Raw genomic sequence first — 21908 nt, 5'->3', positions numbered from 1 at the left:
TGTACCAGTTTGAAAACAACGCCAAGATCGTGAAACACTACGCCAAGATGGCCCGGGCGTCCCATTTCCAGGGCCTGTGGTGCGCCGTGTCCGACCCGGTGGACCCGCTGGCCAAGACCGCCTATTTGGAGAGCAACCGGGACGAGAACGGGGTCTGGGACGGCCAGGGCCTGCGGCCCGAGCAGGTCCAGGGGTTCGGCCTGGGGGTGATGAACGCCCGGGCGGCCTACTACGCCAAGCGGAATCCCCGCTACGCCGCCTTTCTCACCGAGGGCCGCAGCTTTGGCCCCCACGGCAACGGCCTGATCATCGCCGACTCCATTCAGCACTATGACCACGAGGCCTCCCTGGCGCTGACCCGGGAGGTGGTGGAGGCCAACCTGCGCATCCGGGAGCTGGGCTTCAAGCCCTACGTGGCCCCGGCCCTGTCCTCCGGCGCGCTGCAGATTCTGCTGCTGCTGCGGGGAGAGTGGCACTGCGGCTCCGTGTATCTGGGCGGCGTATGGTTCGGCTGCCGCAACCGCTACACCGCCGCCGGTCTGGAGACGGAGTCTCTGGCCATGCCGGACGATCTGTTTGCCCGGCTGCGGGAGACGGAGGGACTGCTCTCCGCCATCATCTGACAGGAGGGGATGCTTGCTTTGGAGGAACTGACCCTGATCTGCCCCGGCGGGCAGGCGGAGGACCGCTGCCGCCGGGTGCTGCGCCGGGCTCTGGAGGGGCAGGCGGTCCGCGTCACAGACGGGCTGGACGGTCCTCTCCATGGCCGGCGGCTGCTGTTCGCTGTGTCTCTGGACGAAACGGGCGTGAACCACGCCTTCTGTGACCTGCTGGCCTGGCTGCGGACCCATCCCGGCTGCCTCTCCGGCTCCACCGCCGGCATTCTGGTGGACGGCGTGGGAGATCTGTACACCAAGGCCACCGCCCGGGACCTGGCCCTGGCGGTGTGCGGCGCGGAGTGCCTGCTGGTGGGCCGGCCGCTGGTGGAGGCCACCGGCGACCTGCGGAACTTTACGGTGCAGGCCAGAAACGCCGGCTGTTCCCTGGATGAGGCCTACGTGCTGGCGGCTTCGGACCTGGCCCGCCGGGTCCGCGCCTTCACGCCTCCCCGGCAGCAGCGGCCGAAGATCGCCGTGCTCCACGCCTCCAGCCACCGCACCTCCAACACCTGGGCACTGTGGAGCCGGGTGCGGGAGTATCTGGCGGACTGCTGCGACATCCGGGAGATCGGCCTGCGCAACGGCACCCTGGAGGACTGCGCCGGGTGCCCCTACACCATGTGCCTCCACTTCGGTGAAAAGGACGGCTGCTTTTACGGCGGCGTCATGGTGCAGGAGGTGTATCCGGCGGTGCGGGACGCGGACTGCGTGCTGCTGCTGTGCCCCAACTATAACGACGCCCTGTCTGCCAACCTGACGGCCTGCATCAACCGGCTGACGGCCCTGTACCGCACCACCTCCTTTACGGAGAAGGCGGTGTACGCCATTGTGGTGTCCGGCTACTCCGGCGGCGACATTGTGGCCCGGCAGGTGATCAGCGCCCTGTCCATGAACAAGGGGTTTTACCTGCCGCCCCGGTGCTGCCTGCTGGAGACGGCCAACGACGCCGGCTCCGCCATGCGTCTGCCGGGGATTGAGGACCGGCTGCGGGACTTCGGCCTGCGGATCCGCCGTCAGCTCTGCGAGGAATAAAAAACACCGCCCGTGCACTCCATGCACGGGCGGTGTTTTAATGGTTTTTCCAGTTTTTCCGGTTACTCAAACACGAATCTGCTGTTGGTTTCGGCGGCCACATACGCGCCGTAAACAACCTTCATAATCAGATACGCAAAGTCGAAGTCCAGGTCCGCCTTCCGGTCCTCGGAAATGGCCGTCAGGAACTCCCGCAGTTCGCCGACATAGCCACGGGAAATGGCGTCTGTGGTAAAGGCGTTGTACCAGCCGATTTTGTCCTTGTTCAGCTCGGAAATCAGCACGTCCTCAATGCCCTTGTCATCCATGAAGCAGGTGCGCAGCTCATCGGAAATCAGCAGCTTGCACTCCATCGCCCCATCGTTTGTGAAAATATCGATGGTATTCTGGGAGCCGCCCACCACGGTGTCGGACATGATAATCGTGGCCTTGGTGCCGTCGGAGAAGGTGATGGTCACCGTGCTGTTGTCCTCCACGTCAAAGGGATGGGCATTGATATGCACATGCTCCTCCTCCGTAAGGATGCCGGAGACCCGCCCCATATCGGCCGTTACGCTGACAGGATAAATCTCCTCGCCCCGGGCCTTGCCCTCCTGCTGCTTGAGATAGAGAATCGCGCCCAGGGGGTGAACGCCGTTGCGGTACCAGCAGCCGCCGCCGAATTTCTCCCAGTCGCCTGCCAGCGGTGAGCTGGAACCCTTCATGCCGAAGAAGGCCTTCATCATCAGAATCTTGCTCTTCTTGCGGCAGATGAGGTTGGCGCTTCTCTGCACGGAGGGGGCGTAAACGAAGTTCTCCGCGTAATAGAAGTGCTTTCCGCTCTTCTCCACCACGGAGCGCAGCTCGTCCATCTCTTCCAGAACGGAGCGGTACATGGTCAGTTTGGAGACCTTCTCCCCAACCGGCCGGGGATCGCTTTCCCTGGCAATATAGCCGGTCAGGGGCTTTTCACAGATCACATCCTTGCCTGCCTCCACGGCCTCCCGGATCATCTGCGTGTGGGTCAGGGGGGTTCCCACAATATCCACCACATTGATGTCGGGGTCCGCCAGCATCGTGCGGTAATCGTCCGTGATCGACGCGAAGCCGTACTCTCTGCGCTTTTCCTCTGCCCGCTCCCGGTTTCTGTTGTAGCAGAGGGTTTTCAGCTCCACAGGGATGCCGCCGATATATTTCAGGGCATCCAGATGCAAAAATGCGCCGGTTGCCGCGCCGATCATTCCGATCTGAATTCTTTTCACAGGCGCTCCTCCTTTTTTCAGAATTGATATTGTCTGTCCGCGGCAGGGAATCCATCCCGCAGATGGATTCCCTGCCGCACGCCGGATTGTCTCAAATGCCGCAGATGTCCGACCGGAAGCCGGACATCTGCAGGATGTATGAAGGGATCAATGGATTTCGTCGATTCTGACCGCCCGCTTTTCCTCAACGCTCTTTTCAATGGCCATGGCGATCTTCAGGGCCATCATGCCATCGTGGAAGCCCACAGGAGGCTCCTCGCCCTTGAGGATGGCATCCACAAACGCGCGAATGCACTGGAAGTTGCCGTTGATGAAGTAGGTGCTCTCCGTCAGCTTGCCCGGGTTGCTGTAATTGGGGCGCAGGATTTCCACAGGAACCGCCTGCTCCGCCACCGCCTGGGTGTTCTGGTTGGACGCGCCGTCGGCATAGGAGTTGAGAATCTTCGAGGGCTTCTGCCACATGAAATCACGGCCGTTGTCCGCGCAGACCATATTGCGGTCGCCCCGGACGTCAACAGCCTCCATGCCATAGCCGCAGGCCCAGGAGCCTACAGAGCCCAGGGTGTAAGAACCGACGCAGCCGTTGTCAAACATGGCGGAGACGGCAAACACGTGCTGGCCGGGCGCCTGCTCATACTTGTAGGCAAAGACCTCCTCGATTTCACCGATCATGTAGCGGCCCAGGTCAAAGAAGTGGCAGGAGCCTGTGCGCAGCAGGTCGGTGGGAGAGGAACGATAGCCGCCGATGAAGCGGACATTGAACACCGCCGGGTGGCCGAAGCCCTCCGAGTCGATTGCCCGCTTCATGTCGCTGTAGGCAAGTCCGAAGCGCTTGTTGAAGGAGACACCCAGCTTGCGGCCGGTCTTTTTCAGCGCGGCTTCCAGCTCATAGAGGTCCTGAATGTCCGTTCCGAGGGGCTTCTCGGTATAGACATCCAGCCCCGCTTCCACGCACTTCTTTGCCAGCTTGGGCGCCAGACGGGGAACCATGATGACAAAGGCCACATCAGCCTTCACCGAGGAGAGCATCTCATCCAGATCCTGGTAAGAACGGGAGAGGCCGAAGCGCCTGGCGGCAAAATCCGCCCGCTCCTTGTTCAGGTCGCAGACTCCCACCACGTCCAGCGCGGCGACGTAGGTAATGGCGTCGTGCATCAGACAGGTGGCCTGTTCACCGCAGCCCACCAATACTGCCCGGAGCTTCTTCTCAGGGATTTCGAGTTCAGGGAAAAGATACATTCTTTTATCCTCCGCTTCAAAAACTCTGTCCGATTTACTTCTTCTTTTCCAGCGTCTTGCAGAACGCGCAGACCTGCTGGAGCTCATCGTCCGTCAGGGTGTAGAAATCACCGGCCTGCAGCACATTGTTGTAGTTTTCGGAGCTGAACAGATCGAAGCCGGGCAGATCATAGATCCAGCCCTCCTGGGCGCGGCAGATCACAACATTGGGGTTATACAGCCACGCAATGTCGAACACCTCTTCCGGATTGCCCAGCACGAACACCAGCTTGCCTCTGTACTCGCCGTGGACATCATACACGCAGGGAACGATACGCTCAACAGTCCAGCCCATCTTGGCCAGGGCCTCACGGGCGTAGATCTCCAGGACCTTGGGATCGAAGCTGATCTCCACGTTCATATGGACATGGGGATAAACGGCGCTCTGCTCGTGGACATAGCTGCGCATTTCCTTCCACTGCTTGCCCAGGAAGAACTCCTTGATCTCCGCCTCTTCCCGGGGACCCACCGTCAGGAACTGATAGCCCTTCTGGCCCAGGTACCAGTCCTGATACTTCTTGCCCCAGCTCAGGGCGTTGTGGCCGTGCTCAGCCTCCGGAGCGTCCAGGGGCATCGGCTCAAGCACTGCGTCCGGATTGAAGCGGTTGAACATGTCGAAGTGGGCATAGCCCCGGGGATAGATGGTGTGCAGGCCAACCTGACCGGGATGGGGAGAGACCGGGTCAATGCGGCGGGACAGCGGATGGCCGATGCCCTCAAAATAGGCGAACATCACCTTCTTGAGGGATTCCGGATGGATGCAGGTATCGCCGTAAATATGGGCATGATAGACTTCCTCATCGGGATGCTGGAGATGATTCTCAATAAAATCGTTCCAGAAGTCGCTCTGCAGGAATTTGATAATGCCATCAACATGTTTCTGTGCCATTTGAAAATCCTCCAAATCTTCTAAAATTTATTTAAATGGGTATGGCTGACAAGTTTGACTGCGCGTCCGGCGCCGGCCGGAACACGCCCTTATAGATGAACGGTGGCCTCCACCGCGGAGGTCAGCGCCTCGTGAATCCGGTCCGCGCGGAAGGCGTTTCCGATGACAATCGGCTCAATGCCGACTGCCCGCAGCTGCTCTTCCAGCGTATGGTCCGCCTTCATGCCGGCGGAGAACACAATGGAATCGAAGGGGCCGGCAATCTTTTCCTCATTGTCCTGCAGGTACCTGACGCAGCCGTTTTCAAAAGCGGCCACCCGGCAGCCCGTCATGACACGGACCTTGCTCTGCTCCAGGGAGTGGAGCATTTTTTCCCGCATGGCGGGATACATATCGGAGCCGATTCCGTCCAGCATCTCAAATATCGTGATGTCGCGGTGGTATTTGGCAAGGAATTCCGCCGTCTCGCAGCCGATCCAGCCGCCGCCGATCATCGCAACCTTCTGCCCCACCCAGTTCTCACCGGAGAGGACGGACACCGCGGTAAACGGCGCCAGGCTGCCGTCATTGGGAATCGGCGGAATCACCGGCTTGGCGCCGGTGGCCACAATCACATGGTCAAAGTTCTGCTCCCGCAGCCACTCCGGCGTCGCAGTGGTGTTGTAAAGGAATTCTGCGCCGTATTTTTCAGCGTCATAGGCGATGGCGCTGACAACGTTCAGGATCTCCCACTTCAGCGGAGGAACGCCGGCCTGGGACACCATGCCGCCGGGCATTGCCTCCTTTTCCACAACCGTCACGTGATGCCCGCGCTGGGCGGCCACGGAGGCGGCCTGCAGTCCGGCCACGCCGGCGCCCACCACGCAGATCCGCCTGGGGGAATCCGTGGGATGAATGGCAAGTTCTTCCTCCCGGCGCTCAAAGGGGTTGACGTTGCAGATCAGCCCGCCGTGTTCCCGGTCATTGATGCAGCGTGTGCAGGCAATGCAGCGGCGGATACTCTGCGTTTCTCCCTGCTCCGTCTTTTTCAGCCAGAAGGGGTCCGCAAGCATCGCCCGGGTCACCGAGATGATATCGCACCGGCCGTCTTCCAGGGCCTGTGCCGCCATCAGCGGCTCCGTAATCCGTCCGCCGCTGATAATCGGAATATGAACCGATCTGCGGATCTTCTCCGCGTCCTCCAGCAGGAAGCCCTCCTGCTGGAAATAGGAGGGGAACTCCCAGTCATATTCGCTCCAGGAGCCGGAATTGAGGTCAATGGCGTCGATGCCCGCGTCCTGAAGGGCACGCGCGATGATGCGGGTCTCCTCCAGACTGCGGCCTCCGTTCACCTCCCGGGTGGCCAGACGGGCCATCAGCGGATAGTCCGGGCCGACAGCCTCCCGCACCGCGGCAACCACCTCCAGCGGGAAGCGCATCCGATTTTCCAGATTGCCGCCATAGCGGTCAGTGCGCTTGTTCGTTCTGCCGGAGAGCCACGACGCCAGGAAGTAGCCGTTTGTCATGTGGAACATCACGGTGTCAAAGCCCGCCTCCACTGCCAGCAGAACCGACTTCACGTAGTCGCGCTTGAACTGTTCCATCTCCTCCAGCGTCATCGGCCGGGTCTTTTCCTGAATCTTGTAGCAGCGGATATGGGAGGCTGCCACACACTCGCCGCCCAGAATCCTGCTGTAATCCGTGCAGGAACCCTGGTGGCCCAGCTGAATGCCCGCCCTGGCCCCGTTTTCGTGGATGGCGTCAACCACCCGCTTCCATGCGGGCAGGCCCGCCGGGTCCCACATGCCTGTGGCCGTCGCGCTGCGGACGCCCGTCAGCTGAACGCCGGTGTGCTCCACCATCACCATGGCAACGCCGCCTTTGGCTCGCTCGGCATAGTACCGGGCCTGCACCGGCGTGGGGAAATGGTTCTCATCCGCCATGGCCGAGCCCAGCGGTCCCATGATCACCCGGTTTTTCAACTGCATTTTCCCAATGGAAATGGGTTCAAACAGTTTTGAATAGTCCATACAAATAACCTCTTTTAATTATGTTTCCTCTGTGCGCTCCCGGTTCTTCTCATCCGCTTTCGGGAAGGTCCAGCGGACGAAAGCCGAGGGAAGCGCCACACCCATCAATACCATGCCGGCAATTCCGCCGAGGGCAATGTTCTGCGCGGAAGCGGCCCCCAGTTCCGTCACCGCATATTCCGCATACAGGTACACAAACGCAGAGCCGAACATCAGGAAGATTTTCCTCTTGGGGACAAGCATCCGGAGCAGCACGCCAACGCCCACCGCGGCCAGGCTGAGTACCGCAATCATCAGGGTGTTCTGGCCCGCAAACCACATTCGCACAACCGCCACTGTCAAGTCCCCTTTCCCGGCAGAATTGCCGTATATCTCAAAAACGCCGCGGGCTTTGCCCGGCGTTCAGAATCGTCTGTTTCAATGCTGTGCAGCCGCTCGTCAGGCGGCCCCCCCTTTATGGGGCAGCCAACGCTGCCCCATAAAGGTCTGCCGCGCGGGGGCAATCAGAAAATAAAGGAACCGACCACTGCAAGGGTAAACAAAAGGATGGACATGATGCAAAGTGCCGTGGAATACGTTTTGAGACCGCCCTGGGGAGTAAAGCCGGACATGTTGGTCACAACCCAGAAGCCGGAATCGTTGAAGTGATGCAGGGACATGGTACCGGCAATGCAGGCCAGCACAACGCAATAGGGGTTGATGGTGGCGGAGGTCGCTTCCAGAACGCCGGACATAATCGTCATGGACGTAATGGAGGCAGTCGTGCCGGATCCCAGGGAGACGATGAAGACGAAGCTGATGGCATAGGCGACAGCGAGGATGGCCAGGTTGGAAACGGCGCCGGAAGTGGCCATAGCCTCAGCCAGCATGCCGGACAGGCCGGTGGCGCTGATCACAGCGGCGAAGGAGCCGCCGGCACCGGTCACCAGCAGAACGACGCCGGCATCCGCCATCGCCTTGTTGGCGGCGGCTTCCATCTGGGCGCCGGTCATGTTCTTACGGGCAACCAGATAAGCAGCCAGAGCGCCCAGCATCATGGCAACGTTCTTGTTGGAGAGGAAGCCGATGACTTCGTTATTGACACCCATGGCGGAGGAGACGGTGCTCATCACCAGCAGGACCACCGGCAGCAGGATGGGGAACAGGGAGGCGGCAAAGGAGGGCGCGTTGGCAGGCATTTCGGACTCTTCCGTGCTGACCTTCTCCTCACGGACGCAGGCCGCGGTCCACCAGCCATGCTGAATCAGCAGGTCATAGATCTTCATGACGGCGGCGACAACGGGAACGCCGATCACAATGCCCAGGAGAATGACCTTGCCCATGCTAATGCTGGGGAAGTAGTCAGGGATCAGCAGAGGCACCGGAGTGGGAGGAACCAGGAAATGGGCGGCCATGGTACCGGCCACCGTGGGAACAACCGTGGTGGGCAGCGGCTTCTTCAGCTCCCGGCTGAACTCAATGCACAGCGGGACCAGGATGATGAACGCCACATCAAAGAAAACAGGAACAGAGAGAATGAAGCCGGTCAGCGCCATGGCATAGGGAACAGCCTTGGGGCCCGCGTGACGGATAATCGTGGAGGCAATTACACGGCAGGCGCCGGACTGGCTGAGCAATTCGCCCAGAATGACACCGAAACCAACCGGAAGGCCAAGACTGGTCATCAAATTGCCGAAACCGGTGCCAATCGTGCTTGCAGTTGTTACCAGGCCGAGTCTGCAGGCAACACCAACAACAATCGCACCGATCGCCAGGGCAATGGTCGGGTTGATCTTCAGCTTAACAATCAAGAGAAGAATTATTACAGTCGCAACTGCAATCCAAAGAATAATTGAGCCGATCGTCATAATTGAATTACCTTCCTCCTAATTTTTTTGTGAAGATTTTGCTGTGTACTGCACGCTTGTGATGCTATGTAGTTTTCCCTCGCATCACTTGCTCTCTTTTCCGCGGGTCTGCTAGGCAAATGTTTCTATCGCGCTCCCTCCGTTCATCGTAATATCCTAACATCCTATGTTAGGTTAATTAAACTATACTGCCATTATACACAAAAGTCAACAGCACTTTCCTGTCAAAAATCAGTTTTGGTGAAATTGTACATGATCCCGGTTGACACGATGGTAAAAAGAGCAAATCGGGGCGCCGGTCTGGCCTTGCCTTTCATCGGACTGCCGTCCCCGCTGTCCGGTCCTGTCCGGGAATCCCCCCCTGCTTCCTGCCGCAAAACCGCGATTCCGTTTCAATTTCATATTGCAATCAGCACTTGCCAGTTTTTGTATTCTGCGTTATACTCAAGGGCAGGATATCTTATTTTCAAGTACCACTGTGGAGGCTTTCATGGCTGAGCTTCAGAAGATCGCGGTCAGTTCGACCGTGGACGAAATCGTCAATCAAATCATTCAGTTAATCATAGACGGCACATTTCTTCCCGGGCAGCGCATTCCTACGGAGAGCGAGCTTGCCCGTTCCCTGGGCGTGGGACGCAACTCCGTCCGGGAGGCGGTGAAGGTGCTCTGCGCATACGGAATTCTGGAAATCCGGCGCGCCGACGGCACGTATGTATGCTCCAGCTTTTCTCCCAAGCTGATCAATCCCTTCATCTACGGAATCATTCTGGAGAAGGACCCCTGCTACCTGATCGAGCTGCGGGATGCCATCGAAAACTATGTCTACTACCTGGCGGCAAAAAATGTGACCGACGAGGACCTGATCTCCCTGAAAGCGGTTCTGGACCGGCTGACCGTCGCCCTGGACGTTCCATCCCCCGATGTTGACACCGTTGCGTCCCTGGACAGCGAGTTTCACTCGGAGCTGGCCAAATGCGGTCACAATCCGATTCTGACCCAGATCAACCAGATTGTCTGCCTGCTGCTTCACAAGTCCCGCAGGCAGACCATTGAGAACATGATCAAAAACGGGCAGAAGGACTTCCTGATCAGCATTCACCAGAAGAGCTACCAGGCGATTCTGAACCGCGATCTGGACAACATCGCCGATATTTCCCACGAGAGCATTTTCAACTGGAGCGAGTTTGTCCGCAGCCACTCCGGGTCCGCCGTTCCTGCCGACAGCACCGCCCAACAGGAGTAACCGCCGCTCCCCCGCTGCGGATTCAGCGGAACGCGGCCCCCGCAGATAAAACGCACCCCGCACGTCAGACGGATCTCTGTCCGGCATGCGGGGCGCGTTATATTCGGGCAGGCGGTTTACGGCTTCTCCCGCTTCCGGCTCCACGCCCGGGACTTTTTCTCCCCCTCGGTCTGCAGTTCCTCCAGCAGAACCTCCGCGCCGCTGCGGAACAGCAGCGTCACCAGGTCAAACAGGCCCTCCCGGGTTTCCCTGTCCAGGTCCGCCATGGCCTTCACCATGGCCCCCACCGCCTTCAGCTTATCCTCCTTCAGATCGTTGAGGGTCTCCGCCCCGGAGGCGGTGATGACATCGAACAGGGCGTCCACCAGCCTGCCCCGCTGCTCCACCGGCAGCGCCTGCAGCCAGCGGCGCAGCGCCGCGTCCCCCAGCTGGCTCTGGCGGGTCACCTGACGCAGGTGGACGAACCGGTCCCCCAGCACCTGCCAGGAGAAGCCGTCATGCTGCAAAAGGCCCTTCTGGTCGCTGTCCACCACGTCATAGTCCTCTTCATGCTCCAGCAGCATCCCCACCACGGAGGACTTGGGCACGATGGAGGTAATCCGGTCCGCCACCCGGCGGTGGCCCTCCAGCGTCAGCAGCTCCTCCCGGAAGCCGGGGCCGTCATTGGACCAGATGCGGCTGATGCGCCGCTGCACCGGGGCGGGACAGTGGACCCCGGCGTACACCGCCAGGTTGCCGCCCTTGGAATGGCCTCCCAGCATCAGCTTTTTCCGGGGATACTGCCGGGCCGCCGCCCGGGCGTATTCCAGCGCCCGCTTCTGGGCGGGGATCACCGGCTGACAGGCCAGCAGGAAGTCCTCCTTCCAGCCCGCGATGGTGTCATCGGTGCCCCGGAAGGACAGGTACACCGTCCCCTCCCCCAGCTCCACCGACAGCGCCGCGAACTGCTCCGCCTGCTCTGTGTCCAGATGCTCGGCATAGCAGCCCAGCCGCATCCCACCGAAGCGGCGGGATGCGGCCATTTTCTCCAGCAGCTCCGGAATCCGGTCCGGCACCAGCGCCCCCATCTCCACCCGCTCCGGCTCCTGCCGGGCCCGGCGGAAAAAGTCCTCTGCCGCGTCCTCCAGCGGAATGCTGCCGCCGCTGCCGGGCACCACGTCCCGGAAATCCACAAAGGACAGCTCCGCCAGAATCAGATTGTCCACCTCGTTGAAGGGTGCCTGGGCCAGCGTCAGGTCTCCCCGCCAGTCCAGATAGTCCAGAATATTCGCCATGGGCGTTCCTCCTTTCGGGGCCATCGGTCCCCGTCTCCGCTGTTCAGAATCATTATACTGTACTTTTCTCCCGTTGGGAAGTGGTCTATTCCCAGCGGCAGGTTCATAGGCTGTACCACTCTCAATTTTACTGACCGAGGTGCTGCGTCATGGACAACATCCACTGCAATGAAGCGGAGCTGGAGGGTCTGGTACTGACCGCTCCGGCGTTTTCCCACGAAAATCACGGCACGGTATTTTACCGGTTTGTGCTGGAGGTCCCACGGCTTTCCGGACAAGCGGACCGGCTTCCCGTTCTGGTCACCGCCGCCCAGCTGCCCATGGTGACCGCGGGGCAGCGCCTGCGCATCGCCGGACAGCTGCGCTCCTTCAACAACCGCAGCGGCCAGGGCAGCCGCCTGGTGCTCAGCGTTTACGCCCGGACCGTCCAGCCCCCCGCAGGGGAGGCGGTAAACCGCATCCGGCTGTCCGGCGCGCTGTGCAAGCCCCCCATTCTGCGGCGGACGCCCCTGGGCCGCAGCATCTGCGACCTGATGCTGGCGGTGCCCCGGCGGTACGGCCGGGCGGACTACCTGCCGGTGATCGCCTGGGGACAGCTGGCGGGGGACCTGAGCCGCCGGGCCGTGGGGGAGACGGTGGCGCTGGAGGGCCGCATCCAGAGCCGCCAGTACACCAAGGTCACCGACGGCGGGCCGGAGGAGCGCACCGCCTACGAGGTGTCCATCATGCATCTGGAGGAGCCGGAGAAAGGCTGATTCAGCGGGGTTTTCCGCCAGAAACACAAACCGGGCGGGAGCACATGCTCCCGCCCGGCCGCTTGTCAAAAAGCTACTCTTGGTGAAAAAGGGTTTCATTTCGCAGGGGGAGTATGAGGGGGCGGGAGCCCCCTCGTGTGGAATCGAATGCCTGCAAAGAGCTTGCGCAGCAAGCGTTTGCGCCGCGCAGCGGCAGCTTTTTGGACTGCGCAGCAGGCAAAAAAGCGAGGCATTGTGAAGGCTGTCGAAAAAGCCCAAAGGACTTTTTCGACAGCCTTCCGGGCGGGAGCGTGTGCTCCCGCCCGGCCGCTTTACCGCTGATACTCGAACTCGAAGTCATTGACGCAGACGATGTCGCCGTCCTCCACGCCCATCTCCTCCAGCTTCTGGAACACGCCGGCGTCCCGCAGCGTCTTGTCGAAATACATCCGGCTCTCGTAGTCGCTGAAGTTGGTGTTGGACATGATCCGGTCCAGCCACGCTCCGTCCACCAGCCAGGTATGGCCGTCCTCCACCCGGCGGTAGGACAGGTCCTCCGCGGTGACCTCCCGGCGGGCCTGGGGCACGTACTCCGGCTCATACACCCGCACCGGCGGCAGCACCGACAGCAGCTCGGCGATTTTCTTCACCAGCTCCCGGGTGCCCTGGTGGGCGGCGGCGGACAGGGCAAACAGGGGACAGCCCAGCTCCTCCGCCCGGCGGCGCAGCCGCTCCAGGTTTTCCCCGTCGGTCATGATGTCCGTCTTGTTGGCCACCACAATCTGGGGCCGCTTCGCCAGCTCCCCGCTGTACTGCTCCAGCTCGGCGTTGATGGTGTCCAGATCCGCCACCGGGTCCCGGCCCTCGCTGCCGGACACATCCACCACGTGGACCAGCAGGCGGCAGCGGTCAATGTGCCGCAGGAAGTCATGGCCCAGGCCGGCGCCCTCGCTGGCGCCCTCGATGATGCCGGGGATGTCCGCCATGACAAAGCTGACGCCCTCATCCACATACACCACGCCCAGGTTGGGGAACAGGGTGGTGAAATGATAGTTGGCGATTTTGGGCTGGGCCTTGGAAACCACACTCAGCAGCGTGGACTTGCCCACGTTGGGGAAGCCGATGAGGCCCACGTCCGCCAGCAGCTTCAGCTCCAGCACCACGTCGTGCTCCTCGCCGGGCAGGCCGCCCTTGGCGAAGCGGGGCACCTGGCGGGTGGGGGTGGCGAAGTGCATATTGCCCCAGCCGCCCCGGCCGCCCCGGCACAGGACATAGGGCTCGTGGTCGGACATGTCCTTGATGATCTCGCCGGTCTCCGCGTCCCGCACCACGGTGCCCAGAGGCACCTTGATCACCAGGTCCTGTCCGTCCTTGCCGGACTTGCGGGCGCCCTGGCCGTCGGCGCCGTTGGGCGCCACGTACTTGCGCTTATAGCGGAAGTCCATCAGCGTAGACATGTGATCGTCCACCACCAGCACCACGGAGCCGCCCCGGCCGCCGTCGCCGCCGTCAGGGCCGCCGGCCGCCACATATTTTTCCCGGTGGAAGGCCACCACACCGTTGCCGCCGTTGCCGGCGCGGACGGTGATGCGGGCCTTGTCGATAAAAGAAGTCGCCATGAAAGAACACCTCCGAATTGTAGTGTGTCTGTTTGCGGCGGATACATACCAGCCCGCCGGCGCAGGTGGGTTCGGATCTGTCCGCCGCGGAAAAAAAGAGGCCCGAACGGCGTGGTTCGGGCCTCTTTTGTGCCAAATCGTTTACTGAGCCTCGACAGAGACCTGCTTGCGATCCTTGCCCAGGTGGCCGAAACGGACAACGCCGTCCACCTTGGCAAACAGAGTGTTGTCAGTACCCATGCCGACATTCACACCCGGATGGATGTGGGTGCCGCGCTGGCGGACCAGAATGTTGCCGGCCTTGACGAACTGACCGTCGGCACGCTTGGGACCCAGGCGCTTGGCCTCGGAGTCACGGCCGTTCTTGGTGGAGCCGCCGCCCTTCTTGTGGGCGAAAAACTGCAGACCAATACGAATCATGATACAGGACCATCCTTTCTTCAGAATGATGGAGAGGAATTACTCTTCCTCCAGGACTTCGATGTTTTCGGGATACTCGTCATGGAGTTCCGCAAGGTACACCATCAGCCCCGTCAGCAGAGACTGACAGGCGTATTCCGCCTCCGGCGACAATCCGCCGGGCAGCCGGAACTCGATGCGGGCATCCTCCTCACGGACCTTCACGGACGCGGACAGGCCCAGCACGTCGTTGACGGTGGCATCCACCAGGCGGATGGCGCTGGTGATAGCCGCGCAGACAATGTCCTCGCCCGCCTCGGCGTAGCCGCTGTGGCCCTCGGAGTCAAAACCGGTGATCCGGTCCTCCTCCATGCGGAAGGTGACGGTAGTCATCTCAGACAGAGATCTTGCCGATGGTCACCTTGGTATAGGGCTGACGATGGCCCTGACGCTTCCGGTAACCCTTCTTGGGGTTGTACTTGAAGATGCGGATCTTCTTGCCCTTGCCGTTCTTCTCGACGGTAGCCTCCACGCAGGCGCCCTCCACCACGGGGGTGCCGAAGGTGGCCTTGTCGCCGTCCAGAATGGCCAGCACCTGGTCAAACTTCACGGTCTCGCCGGCTTCCACGTCCAGCTTCTCGATGAACAGGACGTCGCCCTCCGCGACCTTGTACTGCTTACCGCCAGTCACGATGATTGCGTTCATTTACTCTTTTCACTCCTTCACTACGGGCTCGCTGTCGGGGGCGGCGGGCAGATGCGCGCACTTATGCCCATTCAAAGCGGCTTAATGATTATATCAGCACATGGCCGGGCTGTCAACAGTTTTTCGGGGGAAAATCCGGAAAATCCGTGCTTTTTCCCGCAAAAACAGGGCGGGGGAAGCCCGCCCTGTCCGGCCGAAGTTCAAAATAGTTTTTTCAGCTTGCTGACGGCGTCCATCACATTGTCGCCGGCCAGCTTGCCCTTGACGCCCTCCACGATCTTTTCCATCACATCGTCGGGAAGGTCCACGCCCAGCAGCTTCTCCACGGTTTTCACCGGGTCTTTCCGGAAGCCGTTTTTCAGCTCGTCGCTGTCTTTCAGGGCGTCGATGACTTTGTTGACCTGTTCCAGAATCTCCATGGTCTGCCCCTTACTCGGCTTCCACTACCGGCGCGCCGTGGGCATTCTTCTTGACGGACTCCACGCCGTTCATGCACCCGGCCTTGGCCTTGTAGCCCTCGCTGACGGCGATGATCTGGCCGTTGGTGGCCTTCAGGCGGAAGCGGAACTCGCCGGCCTTGTCGGTGTAGACCTCGAACTTGGGGTGCTTTTCAGCGGCAAATCCCTCCGCGGTCTGATCCTCCACCGCGGCCACCGGCGCGTTTCTCTGCACGCTGGCAACGCCCTTGCGGCAGGCGTCCTCTGTGGTATAGACTTCAGATGTGGCGATGACTTCGCCGTTGCCGGCCTTCAGATCGAACTTAAAGCCGGTATTGGTTTTCCGGATCACAAACTTTCCCATGAGAAGCCTCCTTGTCTTTCTGCGCGCCGGAAATGGTCCCGGCGCGATCACTGGTAAACATATTTTAATTTACTACATTGCTAAAATCAAGGGGAGACGGTAAAAAAGTGACGCCCGCTTCCGGATTTCCGTCATTTTTTCCCGATTTTTCCCGGTGGGCAAAGGTCCGGAGCAGGAATTCCAGAAAGTTCCGGCTGGCCGCCGGCAGGGTCCGCCGGTTCCGGCAGACCACCGCCACCGTCCGCTCCACCGCCGGAGACAGCGGCCGGATGACGCAGCGGCCCTGGCCCTCCACCACCGCCCGGTACAGCATGGCCACTCCCAGCCCCTGCTCCACCATGGTCATGACGGAGTAGTCATCGTAGACCCGGTAGTGGACATCGGGCCGCACCCCCGCCTCCTCGTAGGCCTTCAGGGGGATGCTCAGCTCCCCCTCGTCCAGCAGGATGTTGGGGCAGGACGCCAGCTCCCGCAGGGTCACCGTCTCCCGGGCCGCCAGGGGATGGCCCTCCGGCAGCACCGCCACCATCTCGTCCTTGTAAAGCGGCGTGGACTCCAGGCCGCTGACCGCCTCCGGGCAGATGAAGCCGAAGTCCGCCTTCCCCTCCCGGACCCACTGGCCGATGCTGTTGTAATCCCCCTGAAACAGCTCGAACTGCACCGCCGGATACCGCTGGCGGAACCGGTTCATCAGCCCCGGCAGCCAGTTCCGGCTGACGCTGGTGATGCTGCCGATGCGGACCTTGCCGCCGGTGAGGCCCTGCATGGCCCGGTGCTTTTCCTCCAGCGCCCGGTGGGCGTTGCTGATGGCGCAGATGAATGGGTAATAGGCCTCCCCGTCCGCCGTCAGCCGGACGCCGCCCTTGGACCGCAGCACCAGCGCCGCCGACAGCTCCTCCTCCAGGGTGTGGACCATCTGGCTGACGGCGGACTGGGTGTAATTCAGCTCCCGGGCCGCCCGGGTGAAGCTGCCGCACTCCACCACCCTGACAAACACCTCGTACCGGTTCATATCGCCCCTCCATCCATCAGGTTTCCTAATGATTTAATTATAAACATTCGTTTGACTGATTGCAAGAGCCGCCGTAAAATAGCACCACTATTGTACGCAGGAGGCGGACAGTCATGAAAACCGGACGACGGAGTCTGTGGTTCAAACGGGGGCTGCGGGACGGCATTCCCATCTTCCTCGGGTATCTGGCGGTGGCCTTCACCATGGGCATCGCGGCGAAAAACGCCGGGCTGACAGCCCTCCAGGCCGCCCTCACCAGCATCACCAACAACGCCTCCGCCGGGCAGTTCGCCGGCTTCAGCCTGATGGCCGCCGGCGCCGGCTATGTGGAGATGGCGGCCATGATGGCGGTGACCAACGCCCGGTACCTGCTGATGTCCTGCTCCCTGAGCCAGAAGCTGCCTCCCGACACCCCCCTGGGCCAGCGGCTCATTATGGGCTGGGACGTGACAGACGAGATTTTCGGCGCCTCCATGGCCATTCCCGGCCAGGTGCAGCCCTGGTATTTCTTCGGCCTCATGGCCGCTGCCATGCCCGGCTGGGCCGGCGGCACCTATCTGGGGGTGCTGGTGGGCAACCTGATGCCCGCCAACGTGGTCCGGGCTCTCAGCGTGGGGCTGTACGGCATGTTTTTGTCCTTCCTGGTGCCCGCCGCCCGGAAAAGCCGGGTGATTCTGGGGGTGGTGGTGTGCTCCATGGGCGCAAGCCTGCTGTGCTCGGTGCTGCCGCTGGTGTCCTCCCTGTCCGCCGGCACCCGCACCATTCTGCTGACCGTGGTGATCTCCGGAGCCGCCGCCGTGCTGTTCCCCGTGGAGGAGGAAACTGATGAAGCATAACGTTTACTGCTACATTTTCGTCATGTGGGCCGTCACCTACCTGATCCGGGTGCTGCCCCTGACGCTGATCCGCAAGGAGATCAAAAACCGGACCGTCCGGTCCTTCCTCCACTACGTACCCTACGTGACATTGTCCGTCATGACCTTCCCCGCCATTCTGTCGGAGACCGGCACCGTCTGGTCCGCCTGGGGGGCGCTGCTGGTGGCCTCGGCGCTGGCCTGGACCGGCCGCAGCCTGTTTCAGGTGGCGGTGGCCGCCTGCGCGTCCGTGTTCCTGCTGGAGATGTTTCTATTGTAAGGAAAGCCGGGGCTTTCCTTACAATTGCCTGATTTCACACGAGGGGACACAGCCCCCTCGTACTCCCCCGCAGCGGCCAAGAATTCCCTTCCGAATAAAAGCTGCCCGCCTGTGTGCTTCACAGGCGGGCGGTTCTTTTAAAGTGGTTACGCCTCGTAGGACAGCTTCTCCACCGTCCAGTCCCGGATGAGGTCGGCGTAGAACCGACACGCGGCGCGGCCGGTTTCCACGTCCAGGTTGGCGTAGTTGCCACACTCGGCGGCGCTTTTCCCGGGCATCTCCCCGGTGAACTCCGCCGCCTGGGCAAAGACCTCCTGCACCAGCCGGATGGCCCCCTCGCAGGACAGCAGCCGGTTGTCGAACAGGAAATAAAAGCCGGTCTGGCAGCCCATGGGGCCGAAGTAGATCACGGCCTCCCGGTCCTCCGAATTCCGCAGCAGCGTGGCAATCAGGTGCTCCACGGAATGCATCTCGCTGTTGCTCAGCAGGTCGCCGGTGTTGGGCTTTTTGAACCGCAGATCAAAGGTCACCACGTCGCCGTCCCGGCGGGAATAGTACAGGCCGGGGACCAGCCGGTTGTGGTCCACGGTAAAGCTGGCAATGCGTTCCAGATTGCTCATTCTTCTACCTCCTGCAGCTGTCTGGCCAGGGGCAGCACCACCGCCCCCAGGCTCTCCAGAGCCTGGCCGAAATCAAAATACTCCTCCGCCTGCTTCTCCGAAAACAGGTGGTCGGACACGGATTTCACCGCCGCGAAGCGCACGTTGTTCCGCAGGCACACCTGGGCGATGGCGCCGCCCTCCATCTCCACCAGCGTGGGACGGAAGGTGTCGGCGATCCAGCGGGAGCGGTCTCCCCGGACGGCGAACCAGTCACCGGTGGCCACCCGGCCGGTGACGGCGGAGACCCCCTGGCGGCGCAGCAGCTCCACGCACCGTTCCGGCTCCCAGGTGGGGAACTCCACCCGGTTCACCGTGGATACCAGGCCGATGGGGTCCCCCACGGCGGTGGTGTCCACATCGTGCTGGACGAATTCGCTGGCCACCACGATCTGGCCGATGGGCAGGTCCGTGGCGCAGCCCGCCACGCCGGCGTTGAGGATGCACTCCACGCCGAAGCGCAGGCACAGGATCTCCGCGGCCATGGCGGCGTTGACCTTGCTGACGCCGCCGCAGCAGGCCAGCAGGCCCGGGGCTACCTCGTAAAAGGGCACGCCGGACACGGTGTCAATGGGGGCCAGGTCTCTGGCGCCCGGCAGGGCGTGGAGCTCCGCGGGCATGGCAAATTGTAAGGCGAGTTTCATATGGTTCCTCCCTGTTGGGGTGTTTGTCCCCGTCAGTATAGCACGGACCCGGAGAAAAAGCAAACAGCGGGAAGGGCGTTTGCCCTTCCCGCTGCGAAAAATGAGGTTTGCCGGAATCAGCCCACGATGGCGGCGGTATCCTTGGCGATCATCAGTTCCTCGTTGGTAGGGATCAGCAGCACCTTCACGGCGGAGTCGGCGGCAGACAGCACCAGCTCCTTGCCCCGCTGCTTGTTGGCCTCGGCATCCAGCTTCACGCCCATATACTCCAGGCCCTCGCAGACCATGGCACGGACACCGGCGTCGTTCTCGCCCACGCCGGCGGTGAAGATGATGGCGTCCACGCCGCCCATGGCCGCCGCGTAGGCGCCCACGTACTTCTTCACCTCATAGGCGAACTTCTGCTCCGCCAGAGCGGCCTTCTCGTTGCCCTCGGCAGCGGCGGTCTCCAGGTCACGGAAGTCGGAGGACACGCAGGACAGGCCCTCCACGCCGGACTTCTTGTTCAGCACGTTCAGCATCTCGTCGATGTTCATGCCGTACTTGTTCATCAGGTACTGCAGGATGCCGGCGTCCAGGTCACCGGCGCGGGTGCCCATGGGCAGGCCGGCCAGGGGGGTGAAGCCCATGGAGGTGTCCACGCTCTTGCCGCAGTCCACGGCGGCGATGGAGGAGCCGTTGCCCAGGTGGCAGGAGATCAGCTTCAGTTCCTCGGGAGCCTTGCCCAGCATGGCGGCGGCGCGGCCGGCCACATACTTGTGGGAGGTGCCGTGGAAGCCGTAGCGGCGGACCTTGTCGTTCTCATAGTAGGCGTAGGGCAGGGCGTACATATAGGCCTTGGGAGGCATGGTCTGATGGAAGGCGGTGTCGAACACGGCCACCATGGGCACGCCGGGCATCACCTTCTGGCAGGCGCGGATGCCGGTGAGGTTGGCGGGGTTGTGGAGGGGGGCCAGGGGGATGCAGTCCTCGATGGCCTTCAGCACCTCGTCGGTGATCAGGACGGACTTGTTGAAGGCCTCACCGCCGTGCACCACGCGGTGGCCCACAGCGTCGATCTCCTTCATGGAGCCGATGACGCCGTTCTTCTCATCCACCAGAGCGTCCAGCACCGCCTGGATGGCCTCGGAGTGGGTGGGCATGGCCACGTCCACGGCGTTCAGGGTCTCCTTGCCCTCCAGCTGGGGCTTGTAGGTGAACTTGCCGTCGATGCCGATGCGCTCGCACAGGCCCTTGGCCAGCAGGTCGCCGGTGTCGGGATTCAGCAGCTGATACTTCAGGGAAGAACTGCCAGCGTTGATAACCAGAATGTTCATGTCTTTTAACTCCTCTTTCTTTCGGCCCACCGCTTGCGGCAGGCCCTTGATTGATGATAGAATAAAAACACGGGGTTCGTTTTCCGGATTTTTTCCGGAGAAAACGCAACGTTACTTACATTATAACAAATCCTCCGCAGGTTACAACCGCCATTTTTACCGAAATGTCACTTTTTTGTCATAGAATCGGGGTGAAAATCGTGCAAATTGCAGGTATCATAACAGAGTACAATCCCCTCCATGCCGGCCATCTGTACCAGATCGCCCGGACCCGGCAGCTGCTGGGGGAGGACGCCGCCGTCATCTGCGTCATGAGTGGCAGCTTCGTCCAGCGGGGGGACTTCGCCCTGGTGCGCAAGCACGCCCGGGCAGAGGCCGCCGTCCGCAGCGGCGCGGACCTGGTGCTGGAGCTGCCCCTGCCCTGGGCCGTCTCCTCGGCGGAGGGCTTCGCCCACGGCGGTGTCCGGACGCTGCTGGCCACGGGGCTGGTGACCCACCTGTCCTTCGGCAGCGAGTGCGGCGACGCGTCTGTGCTGCGGGAAACGGCGGCGGCGCTGCTGTCTCCGGAGTATCAGGCGGGGCTGCAGCGCCTTCTGGGAGAGGGGAAGTCCTACGCCGCCTGCCGCCAAGCGGTGACGGAAGCGCTCATCGGCCCGGAGAAGGCCGCCTGTCTGGCCCGGCCCAATGACAACCTGGGGGTGGAGTACTGCAAGGCCCTGCTGCGCTGCGATTCCCCTGTGCAGCCCATCGCCGTCCGCCGGGAGGGCGCCGGCCACGACAGCCAGGACCTCACCGGCACCACAGCCTCCGCCGGCGCCATCCGGCGGCTGCTGCGGGAGGGGCGGCGGGAGGAGGCCCTGGCCTGCATGGCCCCCGCCATGCGCCAGGCCTACTGGACGGAGGAGGCCGCCGGCCGTGCTCCGGTGCGGTCCGAAGCCTGTGAGCGGGCCATTCTGGCCCGGCTGCGGTCCATGACCCGGGCGGAATTTCAGGCCCTGGACACCGGAAAAGAGGGGCTGGGCAACCGGCTCTTCGACGCGGCCCGTCAGGCCGCCTCGCTGGAGGACCTGCTGGCCGCCGCCAAGACGAAGCGCTACGCCCACGCCAGGCTGCGGCGGATGGTGCTGTGGGCCTTTCTGGGGCTGACGCCGGCGGACGTGCCGGACACGCCCCCCTATGTGCGGGTGCTGGCCGCCAACGATACGGGCCGGGAGCTGCTGGCCCGTATGCGCAGGTGCGCGGCTGTGCCGGTGCTGACCAGACCCGCCGACGCGCGGACACTGTCCCCGGAGGCCCGGCGGCTGTTTGACCTGGAGGTCCGGGCCACGGACCTTTACACCCTGGCATATCCGGACCTGTCCGCCGCCCTGCCGGGGGCGGAGTGGCGGGAGGGGCCGGTAATCCTCTGAATC

General features: G+C 62.1%; 23 protein-coding genes and 1 pseudogene. 7 read left to right on the top strand and 17 right to left on the bottom strand.

Features of this window, described 5'->3' with window-relative positions; all coding sequences use genetic code 11:
* Together SOX55_RS04345 and SOX55_RS04340 are read left to right on the top strand one after the other, a co-directional pair.
* Positions 1 to 623: pseudogene (locus SOX55_RS04345) on the top strand (lactate dehydrogenase); the annotation flags it as partial.
* 9 nt (positions 624 to 632) lie between these two features.
* Positions 633 to 1691 carry an NAD(P)H-dependent oxidoreductase gene (locus tag SOX55_RS04340; protein ID WP_442873607.1) on the top strand — a complete coding sequence of 353 codons (1059 nt, stop codon included), beginning with the start codon at positions 633 to 635 and terminating at the stop codon, positions 1689 to 1691.
* A 62-nt stretch (positions 1692 to 1753) separates the two neighbouring features.
* On the opposite strand, the gene SOX55_RS04335 is transcribed toward SOX55_RS04340, so the two are convergent.
* From SOX55_RS04335 to SOX55_RS04310, 6 genes are all read right to left on the bottom strand, one after another.
* Positions 1754 to 2932 carry a Gfo/Idh/MocA family protein gene (locus SOX55_RS04335; protein WP_325286210.1) on the bottom strand — a complete coding sequence of 393 codons (1179 nt, stop codon included), beginning with the start codon at positions 2930 to 2932 and terminating at the stop codon, positions 1754 to 1756.
* Positions 2933 to 3079: 147 nt separating this feature from the next.
* The gene (locus SOX55_RS04330) at positions 3080 to 4171 is read right to left on the bottom strand and encodes a Gfo/Idh/MocA family protein (RefSeq protein WP_325286209.1); all 1092 of its coding nucleotides are present in this window, start codon (positions 4169 to 4171) and stop codon (positions 3080 to 3082) included.
* Positions 4172 to 4205: 34 nt separating this feature from the next.
* A complete protein-coding gene (locus SOX55_RS04325) occupies positions 4206 to 5099 on the bottom strand; it encodes a hypothetical protein (RefSeq protein WP_325286208.1) in 894 nt (297 codons plus the stop codon).
* A gap of 89 nt (positions 5100 to 5188) precedes the next feature.
* Positions 5189 to 7108: an NAD(P)/FAD-dependent oxidoreductase gene (locus tag SOX55_RS04320; RefSeq protein WP_325286207.1), complete on the bottom strand. Its 1920-nt coding sequence runs from the start codon at positions 7106 to 7108 to the stop codon at positions 5189 to 5191.
* A gap of 18 nt (positions 7109 to 7126) precedes the next feature.
* Positions 7127 to 7429 carry a hypothetical protein gene (locus SOX55_RS04315; protein WP_325286206.1) on the bottom strand — a complete coding sequence of 101 codons (303 nt, stop codon included), beginning with the start codon at positions 7427 to 7429 and terminating at the stop codon, positions 7127 to 7129.
* Between the two features lie 182 nt (positions 7430 to 7611).
* Positions 7612 to 8955 carry a GntP family permease gene (locus SOX55_RS04310; protein ID WP_325286205.1) on the bottom strand — a complete coding sequence of 448 codons (1344 nt, stop codon included), beginning with the start codon at positions 8953 to 8955 and terminating at the stop codon, positions 7612 to 7614.
* A 490-nt stretch (positions 8956 to 9445) separates the two neighbouring features.
* Here SOX55_RS04310 and SOX55_RS04305 point away from each other — a divergent pair, with 490 nt between their 5' ends.
* On the top strand, positions 9446 to 10198 hold the full coding sequence (locus tag SOX55_RS04305) for a FadR/GntR family transcriptional regulator (protein ID WP_325286204.1): 753 nt from the start codon (positions 9446 to 9448) through the stop codon (positions 10196 to 10198).
* A gap of 116 nt (positions 10199 to 10314) precedes the next feature.
* Here the strand turns inward: SOX55_RS04305 and SOX55_RS04300 are convergent, their stop codons facing one another.
* Complete coding sequence (locus SOX55_RS04300; RefSeq protein ID WP_325286203.1) at positions 10315 to 11472, bottom strand: DUF2974 domain-containing protein; 1158 nt, start codon at positions 11470 to 11472, stop codon at positions 10315 to 10317.
* Positions 11473 to 11621: 149 nt separating this feature from the next.
* Here SOX55_RS04300 and SOX55_RS04295 point away from each other — a divergent pair, with 149 nt between their 5' ends.
* Positions 11622 to 12227, top strand: coding sequence for a single-stranded DNA-binding protein (locus tag SOX55_RS04295; RefSeq protein WP_325286202.1), 606 nt, complete (start codon positions 11622 to 11624; stop codon positions 12225 to 12227).
* A gap of 311 nt (positions 12228 to 12538) precedes the next feature.
* On the opposite strand, the gene obgE is transcribed toward SOX55_RS04295, so the two are convergent.
* The 7 genes from obgE to SOX55_RS04260 form a co-directional block, all read right to left on the bottom strand.
* The gene (gene obgE / locus SOX55_RS04290) at positions 12539 to 13825 is read right to left on the bottom strand and encodes a GTPase ObgE (protein WP_325286201.1); all 1287 of its coding nucleotides are present in this window, start codon (positions 13823 to 13825) and stop codon (positions 12539 to 12541) included.
* A 141-nt stretch (positions 13826 to 13966) separates the two neighbouring features.
* Entirely contained in the window at positions 13967 to 14245 is a 279-nt protein-coding gene (gene rpmA / locus SOX55_RS04285; RefSeq protein WP_325286200.1) for a 50S ribosomal protein L27, read from the bottom strand.
* Positions 14246 to 14284: 39 nt separating this feature from the next.
* Positions 14285 to 14617, bottom strand: coding sequence for a ribosomal-processing cysteine protease Prp (locus SOX55_RS04280; protein ID WP_325286199.1), 333 nt, complete (start codon positions 14615 to 14617; stop codon positions 14285 to 14287).
* Between the two features lies 1 nt (position 14618).
* The gene (gene rplU / locus SOX55_RS04275; protein ID WP_325286198.1) at positions 14619 to 14930 is read right to left on the bottom strand and encodes a 50S ribosomal protein L21; all 312 of its coding nucleotides are present in this window, start codon (positions 14928 to 14930) and stop codon (positions 14619 to 14621) included.
* Positions 14931 to 15130: 200 nt separating this feature from the next.
* Positions 15131 to 15349: a hypothetical protein gene (locus SOX55_RS04270; RefSeq protein ID WP_325286197.1), complete on the bottom strand. Its 219-nt coding sequence runs from the start codon at positions 15347 to 15349 to the stop codon at positions 15131 to 15133.
* Positions 15350 to 15359: 10 nt separating this feature from the next.
* A complete protein-coding gene (locus SOX55_RS04265) occupies positions 15360 to 15731 on the bottom strand; it encodes a YegP family protein (protein WP_325286196.1) in 372 nt (123 codons plus the stop codon).
* Positions 15732 to 15795: 64 nt separating this feature from the next.
* Positions 15796 to 16743: a LysR family transcriptional regulator gene (locus SOX55_RS04260; protein ID WP_325286195.1), complete on the bottom strand. Its 948-nt coding sequence runs from the start codon at positions 16741 to 16743 to the stop codon at positions 15796 to 15798.
* Between the two features lie 113 nt (positions 16744 to 16856).
* Here SOX55_RS04260 and SOX55_RS04255 point away from each other — a divergent pair, with 113 nt between their 5' ends.
* Both SOX55_RS04255 and SOX55_RS04250 read left to right on the top strand, forming a co-directional pair.
* The gene (locus SOX55_RS04255; protein WP_325286194.1) at positions 16857 to 17579 is read left to right on the top strand and encodes an AzlC family ABC transporter permease; all 723 of its coding nucleotides are present in this window, start codon (positions 16857 to 16859) and stop codon (positions 17577 to 17579) included.
* Positions 17569 to 17877, top strand: a complete 309-nt coding sequence (locus tag SOX55_RS04250) for an AzlD domain-containing protein (RefSeq protein ID WP_325286193.1) — start codon at positions 17569 to 17571, stop codon at positions 17875 to 17877. The genes SOX55_RS04255 and SOX55_RS04250 overlap by 11 nt, the downstream gene beginning before the upstream one ends.
* A gap of 146 nt (positions 17878 to 18023) precedes the next feature.
* On the opposite strand, the gene SOX55_RS04245 is transcribed toward SOX55_RS04250, so the two are convergent.
* The 3 genes from SOX55_RS04245 to SOX55_RS04235 all read right to left on the bottom strand — a co-directional run bounded on the left by SOX55_RS04245 (position 18024) and on the right by SOX55_RS04235 (position 20496).
* Complete coding sequence (locus SOX55_RS04245) at positions 18024 to 18497, bottom strand: S-ribosylhomocysteine lyase (protein WP_325286192.1); 474 nt, start codon at positions 18495 to 18497, stop codon at positions 18024 to 18026.
* Positions 18494 to 19180, bottom strand: coding sequence for a 5'-methylthioadenosine/S-adenosylhomocysteine nucleosidase (locus SOX55_RS04240; protein ID WP_325286191.1), 687 nt, complete (start codon positions 19178 to 19180; stop codon positions 18494 to 18496). The genes SOX55_RS04245 and SOX55_RS04240 overlap by 4 nt, the downstream gene beginning before the upstream one ends.
* A gap of 116 nt (positions 19181 to 19296) precedes the next feature.
* Entirely contained in the window at positions 19297 to 20496 is a 1200-nt protein-coding gene (locus SOX55_RS04235; protein WP_325286190.1) for an acetate/propionate family kinase, read from the bottom strand.
* 200 nt (positions 20497 to 20696) lie between these two features.
* Between SOX55_RS04235 and SOX55_RS04230 the strand changes: the two genes are divergently transcribed.
* Complete coding sequence (locus SOX55_RS04230) at positions 20697 to 21905, top strand: tRNA(Met) cytidine acetate ligase (RefSeq protein ID WP_325286189.1); 1209 nt, start codon at positions 20697 to 20699, stop codon at positions 21903 to 21905.
* The last annotated feature ends 3 nt before the right edge of the window (positions 21906 to 21908 follow it).

The organism is Dysosmobacter sp. (assembly GCF_034093755.1).
Classification (GTDB): Bacteria; Bacillota; Clostridia; order Oscillospirales; family Oscillospiraceae; genus Oscillibacter.
This window is presented reverse-complemented; position numbering and strand designations above follow the sequence as displayed.

What these genes read in the sequence shown, in the direction of transcription:
- SOX55_RS04305 (WP_325286204.1), top strand. Translation starts at nt 9,446, where the DNA reads ATGGCTGAGCTTCAGAAGATCGCGGTCAGTTCGACCGTGGACGAAATC.
- SOX55_RS04270 (WP_325286197.1), bottom strand. Translation starts at nt 15,349, where the DNA reads ATGGAGATTCTGGAACAGGTCAACAAAGTCATCGACGCCCTGAAAGAC.
- SOX55_RS04340 (WP_442873607.1), top strand. Translation starts at nt 633, where the DNA reads ATGCTTGCTTTGGAGGAACTGACCCTGATCTGCCCCGGCGGGCAGGCG.
- SOX55_RS04245 (WP_325286192.1), bottom strand. Translation starts at nt 18,497, where the DNA reads ATGAGCAATCTGGAACGCATTGCCAGCTTTACCGTGGACCACAACCGG.
- obgE (WP_325286201.1), bottom strand. Translation starts at nt 13,825, where the DNA reads ATGGCGACTTCTTTTATCGACAAGGCCCGCATCACCGTCCGCGCCGGC.
- SOX55_RS04320 (WP_325286207.1), bottom strand. Translation starts at nt 7,108, where the DNA reads ATGGACTATTCAAAACTGTTTGAACCCATTTCCATTGGGAAAATGCAG.
- rplU (WP_325286198.1), bottom strand. Translation starts at nt 14,930, where the DNA reads ATGAACGCAATCATCGTGACTGGCGGTAAGCAGTACAAGGTCGCGGAG.
- SOX55_RS04240 (WP_325286191.1), bottom strand. Translation starts at nt 19,180, where the DNA reads ATGAAACTCGCCTTACAATTTGCCATGCCCGCGGAGCTCCACGCCCTG.
- SOX55_RS04280 (WP_325286199.1), bottom strand. Translation starts at nt 14,617, where the DNA reads ATGACTACCGTCACCTTCCGCATGGAGGAGGACCGGATCACCGGTTTT.
- SOX55_RS04295 (WP_325286202.1), top strand. Translation starts at nt 11,622, where the DNA reads ATGGACAACATCCACTGCAATGAAGCGGAGCTGGAGGGTCTGGTACTG.
- SOX55_RS04265 (WP_325286196.1), bottom strand. Translation starts at nt 15,731, where the DNA reads ATGGGAAAGTTTGTGATCCGGAAAACCAATACCGGCTTTAAGTTCGAT.
- SOX55_RS04315 (WP_325286206.1), bottom strand. Translation starts at nt 7,429, where the DNA reads ATGTGGTTTGCGGGCCAGAACACCCTGATGATTGCGGTACTCAGCCTG.
- SOX55_RS04235 (WP_325286190.1), bottom strand. Translation starts at nt 20,496, where the DNA reads ATGAACATTCTGGTTATCAACGCTGGCAGTTCTTCCCTGAAGTATCAG.
- SOX55_RS04250 (WP_325286193.1), top strand. Translation starts at nt 17,569, where the DNA reads ATGAAGCATAACGTTTACTGCTACATTTTCGTCATGTGGGCCGTCACC.
- SOX55_RS04330 (WP_325286209.1), bottom strand. Translation starts at nt 4,171, where the DNA reads ATGTATCTTTTCCCTGAACTCGAAATCCCTGAGAAGAAGCTCCGGGCA.
- SOX55_RS04325 (WP_325286208.1), bottom strand. Translation starts at nt 5,099, where the DNA reads ATGGCACAGAAACATGTTGATGGCATTATCAAATTCCTGCAGAGCGAC.
- SOX55_RS04310 (WP_325286205.1), bottom strand. Translation starts at nt 8,955, where the DNA reads ATGACGATCGGCTCAATTATTCTTTGGATTGCAGTTGCGACTGTAATA.
- SOX55_RS04300 (WP_325286203.1), bottom strand. Translation starts at nt 11,472, where the DNA reads ATGGCGAATATTCTGGACTATCTGGACTGGCGGGGAGACCTGACGCTG.
- rpmA (WP_325286200.1), bottom strand. Translation starts at nt 14,245, where the DNA reads ATGATTCGTATTGGTCTGCAGTTTTTCGCCCACAAGAAGGGCGGCGGC.
- SOX55_RS04260 (WP_325286195.1), bottom strand. Translation starts at nt 16,743, where the DNA reads ATGAACCGGTACGAGGTGTTTGTCAGGGTGGTGGAGTGCGGCAGCTTC.
- SOX55_RS04255 (WP_325286194.1), top strand. Translation starts at nt 16,857, where the DNA reads ATGAAAACCGGACGACGGAGTCTGTGGTTCAAACGGGGGCTGCGGGAC.